Annotated in this window: 10 protein-coding genes; 7 read left to right on the top strand and 3 right to left on the bottom strand. The window is 67.8% G+C overall.

Features of this window, described 5'->3' with window-relative positions; translation table 11 throughout:
* Positions 1-1,725 (top strand): aspartate--tRNA ligase (gene aspS, locus A5663_RS04585; RefSeq protein WP_068144455.1); only part of this gene is annotated, 1,725 nt, incomplete at its 5' end.
* Between the two features lie 16 nt (positions 1,726-1,741).
* The gene (locus A5663_RS04580) at positions 1,742-2,596 is read left to right on the top strand and encodes a DUF4436 family protein (RefSeq protein ID WP_068144453.1); all 855 of its coding nucleotides are present in this window, start codon (positions 1,742-1,744) and stop codon (positions 2,594-2,596) included.
* On the opposite strand, the gene A5663_RS04575 is transcribed toward A5663_RS04580, so the two are convergent.
* Positions 2,597-3,391, bottom strand: coding sequence for an SDR family NAD(P)-dependent oxidoreductase (locus A5663_RS04575; protein WP_068144452.1), 795 nt, complete (start codon positions 3,389-3,391; stop codon positions 2,597-2,599). It lies immediately after the preceding gene.
* A 50-nt stretch (positions 3,392-3,441) separates the two neighbouring features.
* Here A5663_RS04575 and A5663_RS04570 point away from each other — a divergent pair, with 50 nt between their 5' ends.
* The gene (locus A5663_RS04570) at positions 3,442-4,356 is read left to right on the top strand and encodes a DUF389 domain-containing protein (protein WP_068144450.1); all 915 of its coding nucleotides are present in this window, start codon (positions 3,442-3,444) and stop codon (positions 4,354-4,356) included.
* A 2-nt stretch (positions 4,357-4,358) separates the two neighbouring features.
* Here A5663_RS04570 and A5663_RS04565 read toward each other — a convergent pair whose 3' ends face one another.
* Both A5663_RS04565 and A5663_RS04560 read right to left on the bottom strand, forming a co-directional pair.
* Positions 4,359-4,829, bottom strand: coding sequence for a nuclear transport factor 2 family protein (locus A5663_RS04565; protein WP_068144448.1), 471 nt, complete (start codon positions 4,827-4,829; stop codon positions 4,359-4,361).
* Between the two features lie 5 nt (positions 4,830-4,834).
* Positions 4,835-5,626, bottom strand: coding sequence for an SDR family oxidoreductase (locus tag A5663_RS04560; RefSeq protein ID WP_068144445.1), 792 nt, complete (start codon positions 5,624-5,626; stop codon positions 4,835-4,837).
* A gap of 59 nt (positions 5,627-5,685) precedes the next feature.
* On the opposite strand from A5663_RS04560, the gene A5663_RS04555 reads away from it, so the two are divergent.
* The 4 genes from A5663_RS04555 to A5663_RS04540 all read left to right on the top strand — a co-directional run bounded on the left by A5663_RS04555 (position 5,686) and on the right by A5663_RS04540 (position 8,854).
* Entirely contained in the window at positions 5,686-6,519 is an 834-nt protein-coding gene (locus A5663_RS04555) for a DUF3097 domain-containing protein (protein WP_068144444.1), read from the top strand.
* 4 nt (positions 6,520-6,523) lie between these two features.
* Positions 6,524-7,855 carry a replication-associated recombination protein A gene (locus A5663_RS04550; RefSeq protein WP_068144441.1) on the top strand — a complete coding sequence of 444 codons (1,332 nt, stop codon included), beginning with the start codon at positions 6,524-6,526 and terminating at the stop codon, positions 7,853-7,855.
* Between the two features lie 173 nt (positions 7,856-8,028).
* Positions 8,029-8,388, top strand: a complete 360-nt coding sequence (locus A5663_RS04545) for a helix-turn-helix transcriptional regulator (RefSeq protein WP_068144439.1) — start codon at positions 8,029-8,031, stop codon at positions 8,386-8,388.
* Entirely contained in the window at positions 8,381-8,854 is a 474-nt protein-coding gene (locus A5663_RS04540) for an SRPBCC family protein (RefSeq protein WP_068144434.1), read from the top strand. The genes A5663_RS04545 and A5663_RS04540 overlap by 8 nt, the downstream gene beginning before the upstream one ends.
* Positions 8,855-8,888 lie beyond the last annotated feature (34 nt).

The raw sequence follows: 8,888 nt of genomic DNA, 5'->3' as shown, positions 1-8,888 counted from the left end.
GCCGGTCAGAAGGTGACGTTGGCCGGCTGGGTCGCGCGTCGCCGTGACCACGGTGGTGTCATCTTCATCGACCTGCGCGACGCGTCGGGAGTCTCGCAGGTGGTGTTCCGGGAAGCTGACGTCCTCGAATCGGCCCACCGGCTGCGCGCGGAGTCCTGCATCGCCGTCGACGGCGTCGTCGAGATCCGGCCGGAGGGCAACGCCAACCCCGACATCCCCACCGGGGAGATCGAGGTCAACGCGACGTCGTTGACGGTGTTGGGCGAGAGCGCCCCGCTGCCGTTCCAGCTTGACGAGCAGCCGGGCGAGGAGGCCCGGCTCAAGTACCGCTACCTGGATCTGCGCCGCGATGCTCCTGGTTACGCAATCCGCTTGCGCTCCAAGGTGAATGCGGCCGCTCGCGACGTATTGGGCCGCCACGACTTCGTCGAGATCGAGACGCCCACGATGACGCGGTCCACGCCGGAGGGTGCGCGCGACTTCCTGGTGCCCGCTCGACTGCAGCCGGGGTCGTTCTACGCGTTGCCGCAAAGCCCTCAGCTGTTCAAGCAGCTGCTGATGGTGGCAGGCATGGAGCGCTACTACCAGATCGCGCGCTGCTACCGCGACGAAGACTTCCGCGCCGACCGTCAGCCGGAGTTCACCCAGCTCGATCTGGAGATGAGCTTCGTCGACGCCGAGGACGTGATCGCGCTCGCCGAGGAGATCATCGCCGCGCTGTGGCGTCTGATCGGCTACGACGTGCCGCTGCCGTTGCCGCGGATGACGTACGCCGATGCGATGCGCCGGTTCGGTTCGGACAAGCCCGATCTGCGGTTCGGGCTCGAACTCGTCGAGTGCACGGACTACTTCCACGACACCCCGTTCCGGGTGTTTCAGGCGCCGTACGTCGGGGCCGTCGTCATGCCCGGCGGCGCATCGCAACCGCGCCGCACCCTCGACGCCTGGCAGGATTTCGCCAAGCAGCGCGGCCACAAAGGGCTGGCCTATGTGCTGATCGGTGATGACGGCACCCTTGGCGGGCCGGTCGCCAAGAACCTGTCCGACGCCGAACGCGACGGCCTCGCAGCCCACGTCGGCGCGTCCCCGGGTGACTGTGTGTTCTTCTCGGCGGGTGCGGCGAAGACGTCGCGGGCGCTGTTGGGCGCCGTGCGTGGCGAGATCGCCAAGCGCCTCGACATGATCGACCCGAACGCCTGGGCGTTCACCTGGGTGGTGGACCCGCCGCTGTTCGAACCGGCCGATGACGCGACCGCGCACGGCGACGTCGCGGTCGGATCCGGTGCGTGGACCGCGGTGCACCATGCCTTCACCGCGCCCAAGCCCGAGTTCGAGGACCGCATCGACACCGACCCGGGCAGTGTGCTGGCCGACGCTTACGACGTGGTGTGCAACGGCAACGAGATTGGTGGCGGGTCGATCCGTATCCACCGCCGCGACATCCAGGAGCGGGTGTTCGCGGTGATGGGCCTGGACAAGGCCGAAGCCGAAGAGAAGTTCGGATTCCTGTTGGAAGCGTTCATGTTCGGCGCTCCGCCGCACGGCGGTTTGGCATTCGGCTGGGACCGGATCACTGCCCTGCTCGCCGGCGCGGACTCGATCCGCGAAGTGATCGCGTTCCCGAAGTCCGGCGGCGGCGTCGATCCGCTGACCGGTGCGCCCGCGCCGATCACTGCGCAACAGCGCAAGGACTCCGGCATCGACGCGAAGCCCAAGACCGACTAGCTGGCGTGCGGATCCTGTGAAGCCGAAGCGGCGCGTCACCGTGCTGACGACGGTGCTCGCGGTCCTCGCGGTCTACGTCGGATCCCTGATCGGCTACGGCTTACTGGAATCTCCGCCGAACCATTTCCGCTTCTCCGAGCCGTCGGTCACCGGCGAGACCGTGGTCATCTTGCGGCTGCGGCAGATGAACCCCGCCGAGAACCGGTTGATGGCCGATGTTCTCGTGCATCCCGGTCCGCAATTGCAGGCTGCGGGACCGGAAGCGTTGGACGGCATCACAATTCGACTGAGCTCGTGGACCAGCGCGGGCGAGTTGATCTACGTGCACGACGACGTCAAGGGCAACGACACGACCATCCCACTGGTCGCCGTCGGCGATCCGGACGATTGGCCGTTCGACTCGTTCAGCACGGACATCATCGGTGTGCAGGCCTTTCTCGGTGGCGGCCCGGCGCAGCGCCCCATTCCGGTCGGCGTGGTCGTCGCGGGACACATCAACGGTTGGGACACCCACATCCAGCAGGACGTGATCGAAGCGCCGCCTGCTCCCGAGCAGACGGTGCGGTTGACGATGCAACGCACCAGGGCGGCGCTGGCTTTCGACCTCGGCATTCTGCTCGTCCTGCTCGCCCTGCCCGCCGCCGCGCTGTTCGTGGCGATCGAAACCGTGCTCGGCCGCCGAAAGTTCCTGCCGCCGTTGACGACGTGGTTCGCGGCGATGTTGTTCGCCGTGGTCCCGCTGCGCAACCTGTTGCCCGGTGCGCCACCTGCGGGCGCTTGGATCGATCTGGCGGTGGTGCTCTGGGTGCTGATCGCGCTCGCGGGTGCGATGGTGATCTACGTCGTCGCGTGGTGGCGCCAGGGCGACTGATCAGCGCGGCCAGTCGCATCCGGTCAGTTCGGCCGAGCGCTCCCACAACCGGCGAGCCGCCATGGGGTCGACGGCCTTGCGCCGCAACCGCGTCACCTTCGGCCGGCCGATCTGGTTGAACCGCGGTGCGAAATAGGTGCCACTGGGCACGTCGGTTGTGATCGCCTGCAGGGTGGCGCGAGCGCCCTGCGCCGGGGTGTGCATCAGCCGGCGAATCCGCCGGTGCTCACCCATTCCCAAAGAACGGGTGATGTCGGTGTCGGTGGCGCCCGGATCTGAGGCGTACGCGCGCACGCCCCGGCTGGCCAGTTCGGCGACGAACAGCAGGTTGGCCAACTTCGACTCGCCGTATGCGCTCCACTTCGAGTAGTTGCGCTGTCGCCAGTTCAGGTCGTCGAGGTGCAGTTTGCTGAACAGATATGTCGCGCTGGACACCGAGACCACCCGATCGGTGATCCGGTCGGCCAGCAGACAGGTCAGGGCGAAGTGCCCGAGGTGATTGATCCCGATGTGGGCTTCGAACCCGTCGGCGGTCCGAGTCAACGGAATACCCATCACGCCCGCGTTGTTCACCAGCACGTCAACGGTTTTCACGGTTTCGGCGAATGCGCGCACGCTGGCGAGGTCGCCGAGGTCGAGGGCGCCCACCGCCACGTCGCCGGTCATGTCCTCGGCGGCCCGGCGACCTTTGTCGACGTCGCGGCAGGCGATCAGGACGCTGTGGCCGTCAGCGGTCAGTGCTGCCGCGGTGGCCTTCCCGACGCCACTGTTGCCTCCGGTGACGATCACCCGCATGGGTGTCGATTATGCAGGCGAGGGCGGCGGCGGATCGCTAGTGTGCCGGTGTGCTGCATCTGCGCCTGATCTCGCCCACGGAGCAGCGCGACACCGTGATGGCGGTCCTGCGGGACAATCCCGGCGTCACCCACATCGTCATCCACCGCGACGCCGCCGTCGAACCGCGCGGCGACGAGATCACCGCCGACATCGCCCGAGAATCGGCGAACGACGTCGTCGACGCGTTGAAGGCACTGCGAGTCAAGGAGCGCGGCGCGATCACGCTCGACTTCATCGACACCGTGCTCTCCACGCGGGCATATCGCGCCGAGGACGAGGCGGAGGGCGATCCCGCCGATGCGGTCGTGTGGGACGAGCTGGCCGTCCGCACGCGCGAGGAATCCACGCTCAACATCACGTTCCTGGCGTTCCTGTGCGTCGCATGTCTGATCGCGGCGATCGGCGTGGTGACCGACTCGCCGGTCACGGTGGTCGGTGCGATGGTGCTCGGCCCCGAATTCGGTCCGCTGGCCGCCTTGGCGGTGGCGCTGGTGCGCAAGCGGCTGTACCTGGCGCGGCGGGCGGCGATCGCGCTGCTCGTGGGGTTCCCGCTCGCGATGATCGTCACCGCGGTGATGGTTGTGGCCGGCGAGGCGGTCGGCTGGATCACCGTGACCAGCACCAGGGAGCTCGACCAGGTCGACTTCATCTTCCAGGTAGGTCCGCTGTCATTCGTCGTCGCGTTCCTGGCGGGCGCCGCCGGGATGCTGTCGCTGATTTCGTCGAAATCGGCTGCGCTCGTTGGTGTTTTCATCTCGGTGACGACGGTGCCCGCTGCGGGTTTCGCGATCGTCGCCGCCACGGTCGGCGACTGGGACATCGCAATCAAGTCCGCTGTTCAGCTCGCGGTGAACTTGGTCGGCATCGTGGCGGCTGGGATCCTGGTGCTGTGGACGCGCCGCCTGACCGACCGGCGGTGGTAGCCCTAGCGCACCGCTGACAGCAACTCGCGGGCTTCCGAACCGCCGTCCAGCACGCGGGTCCGACGTGCGACGATCTGCCACCGCCCATCGATGCGCCGCAACCGGAAGTGGTTGGCGCCGGCACGCGACACCGCGAACCCGTCGCCGCGGCGCGTCACCAGAAGCGATTCGCAGACCGCGACCGCCACATCGCCGTTGACTGTCACCACGGCCGGCCCCAGGAAGTGACAGCATCCCCGGGCGATGAGGCCCTGGTGGGCGTCGGAGCGCACCATCGCGGCGACATCGGCGCGACCCGCCATGTGCCAACCTTCGACGTCGTAACTGCCGTTGGTCGCCCACAGGTCCGCGGCGCCGTCGGCTTCGCCGGCATCCACTAGCGGCCCGTAGGACGCGATCATCCGCTCGATCGCGCGCTCGTCCTCCATCCGCAGTACCCGCTGTTCCAGGGCGGCCAGTCGCTCGTCGATCATCGAATTTACCTCTCGCCCAACAGCTTCTGCATGAACCGGTGTGTGCCGAGCACGACCTCGGCCCGGTCCGGATGATTGCGCCGCGCCACATCGTCGGCGTTGCCGCCGGCGACGAACACCGGGCCGTGCGGAAGTTGCTCGAGGCCTTCGCGTGCGACGTCGGCGGGTTCGGCGACGCGCATCCCGGGCACGTCGAAGTTCAGCCCGACGCGCTCCATCGCCGGGGTGCGGGTGACTCCCAACACGAGTTCGAGCACGTGGACGTCGAACTCGCGCAGTTCGAGCCACAGGCTTTCGGCGAACACCCGTCCGAACGCCTTCACGCCGCCGTAGACGGTGTGCCGCATCGAACCCAGATAGCCCGCCATCGATCCGACCATCAGGATGCCGCCGCGACGGCGCTCGCGCATGTGCCGGCCGAAGTGCTGCACCAGGGCGAGCATGGTGCCGACGTTCAGGTCGATCACCCGCTGGAAATCGGCGAGATCACCGTCGAGGAAGTGTTCGCTGCAGGTGTTGGCCCCCGCGTTGTAGATCAACAGTCCCACTTCGACGTCGTCGGTCGCGGCGGTGACGCGCGCGATCGCGTCGCAGGAGGTCAGGTCGAGAGCCAGTGTGCGCACCTCGACGCCGGCGCGCCGGCACGAGTCGGCGGTCTCCTCCAGTGGGCCGGACTTTCGTGCGATCAGAACCAGATTCACACCGGAGGCCGCCAGTTGCCCCGCGAACTCGGCGCCGACGCCCTCGGAGCCGCCCGCGATCACTGCCCATGGTCCGTACCGCGCGAAATCCGTCACGCCCGCATTGTCGCCGACGTCGCTTCCCCAGCGCGAGCAGTGGCCCCTACGATCGCCCGGTGTCTGATCGTTACGGCCGCGACGTGCTCGCCAACAATCCCCACCGCCGGACGGTCCGCTCCACCGAACGGCCGGTGGAACTGGGGCTCGTCGTCGAAGACGCCCAGACCGGCTACGTCGGCGCCGTCGTGCGTATCGAGTACGGACGCATGGAACTCGAGGACCGGCATGGCAGGCGCAAGCCGTTTCCGGTCGGGCCGGGTTACCTGATCGACGGTAAGCCGGTGATCCTGACCGCGCCGAAACGCGCCGCGCCGAAGCCCGCCCGCACGGCGTCGGGCTCGGTCGCCGTACCGGGCTCGCGGGCGAAGGTCGCACTGGCGAGCCGCATCTATGTCGAGGGCCGCCACGATGCCGAACTCGTCGAGCAGGTGTGGGGTGACGACCTTCGGGTCGAAGGGGTCGTCGTCGAGCACCTCGGCGGCGTGGACGACCTCGTCGCGATCGTCGACGATTTCCGGCCGGGCCCGGGTCGCAAGCTCGGAGTGCTGGTCGACCATCTGGTCGCGGGTTCGAAAGAGGCCCGTATCGCAGACACGGTCCGGCGCGGGCCCGGCGGTGAGCACACGCTGGTCGTCGGCCATCCGTTCATCGACATCTGGCAGGCGGTCAAACCCGAGCGGCTCGGCGTGCCTGCGTGGCCCGTCGTACCCAAGGGCATCGACTGGAAGAAGGGCGTGTGCCGCTCGCTGGGCTGGCCGGCCGCCGAGCAGGCCGACATCGCACGAGCCTGGCAACGCATCCGAGGACGGGTGCGCGACTGGAACGACCTCGAACCGGCGCTGATCGGGCGCGTCGAGGAGTTGATCGACTTCGTGACCGCCGTAACCTGAGACGGTGTCCGAGGGTCTGTTCGACGTCCCCGGTGAGCCCCGCGGTTCGACCGGCATCGGCCCGGTCGGCGCGTCGGCGCCGTTGGCGGTGCGGATGCGACCCGCGACGCTCGACGAGGTGGTCGGCCAGGACCACCTGCTGCAACCCGGCTCACCGCTGCGCCGGATGGTCGAGGGCTCGGGTGCGGCCTCGGTCATCCTGTACGGCCCGCCCGGAACCGGTAAGACGACGCTCGCGTCGCTGATATCGCAGGCCACCGGCCGCCGGTTCGAAGCGCTGTCGGCGCTGTCGGCCGGGGTCAAAGAGGTGCGCGCCGTGATAGACGTGGCCCGGCGCGCGGCCGCCCACGGTGAGCAGACCGTGCTGTTCATCGACGAGGTGCACCGCTTCTCCAAGACGCAGCAGGATGCGCTGCTGTCCGCCGTCGAGAACCGCGTGGTGTTGCTCGTCGCCGCGACCACCGAGAATCCGTCGTTCTCGGTCGTCGCGCCGCTGCTGTCGCGGTCGCTGATCCTGCAGTTGCAACCGCTCGACGCCGACGCGGTCCGCACGCTGGTCCGTCGCGCCGTCGACGACCCGCGCGGTCTCGCGGGCAAGGTCGAGGTCAGCGACGAGGCCGTCGACCTGCTGGTGACGCTGTCGGCCGGGGATGCCCGACGCGCGTTGACCGCGCTCGAGGTCGCGTCCGAAACCGGTCACGAGGTGACGGTCGAGACCATCGAGCAATCGCTGGACAAGGCGGCCGTGCGCTACGACCGTGACGGCGATCAGCACTACGACGTGATCAGCGCTTTCATCAAGTCGATCCGCGGCTCCGACGTCGACGCCGCATTGCACTATCTGGCCCGCATGCTGGTCGCGGGGGAGGACCCCCGCTTCGTCGCGCGTCGGCTGATGATCCTGGCCAGCGAGGACATCGGGATGGCCGATCCGAGCGCCTTGCAGACGGCAGTCGCCGCCGCGCAGACGGTGCAACTGATCGGGATGCCCGAAGCGCAGCTCACGCTGGCGCACGCGACGGTCCACCTCGCGACGGCGCCGAAGTCGAACGCGGTGACGACGGCGCTGGGCGCGGCGATGGCCGACATTCGCGCCGGCAAGGCGGGACTCGTTCCGTCGCACCTGCGCGACGGCCACTACTCCGGGGCGGCCAAGCTCGGCAATGCGATCGGCTACCGGTACAGCCATGACGCCCCGGATGGTGTTGTGGCGCAACAGTATCCACCCGATGAGCTGGTCGGTGTCGACTACTACCGCCCGACGGGCCGAGGCGTCGAACGCGAAATCTCCACCCGGCTCGACAAGTTGCGCGCGATCATCCGCAGAAGGGGTTAGCCCAGCGGGGCGCACGGCTGTCACACCGATCAACGATTTGTAGGCGCTCACTCGCACTTCCGCTGGAAAACGTCGATGGGTGTGACACCGGTTTGCGAGCGAGCCTTGACACTGCGAGCACCGGCCCTTAGCTTGGTAATCAACTAATACGTTGATCAAACTCAAGGTTGACTTTGGAGCGTGAATTCGATGCTGACACGCGGCTGGACCGCGCCTTCCTGGCACTCGCGGACCCCGTGCGGCGCGCCATCGTGGCGCGGTTGTCGAGGGGGCCGGCCACCGTCAACGAACTCGCCGCACCGTTCGACATCACGAAACAGGCCGTCTCCAAGCACATTCAGGTACTCGAGCAAGCGGGGCTGGTCACCCGGACCCGCGATGCACAGCGACGGCCGGTGCATCTGGACGCCGTCGCACTCGAGCGGCTGACCGCATGGATCGACCGATACCGGCTCGACGCCGAACGCAACTACCGCCGGCTGGACGACCTGCTGGCGCAGACACACCCGAGAAAGGAACCGAAGGATGAGTAATGCGCTGAACTTGACCGCGCCGGTCGACACCCTGGCCATGGAGTTCACCCGAGAGTTCGATGCGCCCGTCGAGGCGCTGTTCCGCGCCCACGCCGACCCCGAGCTGCTCACGAGATGGCTCGGGCCGCACGGTATGCAGATGACGATCGACGAATGGGAATTCAAGAGCCACGGCGGTTACCGCTACGTGCACAAGAACGAAGGCGGCGAATACCGGTTCAACGGCACATTCCACACCGTGCGCGAGAACGAGTTCATCTTGCAGACTTTCGAATTCGAGGGCGTGCCCGATCAGGTCAACATCGAGTACATGTGGTTCGACGATCTCGGGGGCGGGCGCAGTAGGTTGCGCGGCCGATCCATCTGCCCGACCGTCGAGGCGCGCGACGCGCTGCTGTCCTCAGGTATGGAGGGCGGGATGACCGAAGGCTACGAGAAGCTCGACGAACTGTTGAACACCCTGTGACAGCAGCGATCCCGGCTGTCTCCCCCCAGCAGCC

This window comes from Mycobacterium sp. E740 (genome assembly GCF_001672895.1).
In the GTDB taxonomy this organism is placed as follows: domain Bacteria; phylum Actinomycetota; class Actinomycetes; order Mycobacteriales; family Mycobacteriaceae; genus Mycobacterium.
The sequence above is the reverse complement of the archived record's forward strand: the minus strand, read 5'-3'. Positions and strand labels throughout refer to the sequence as shown.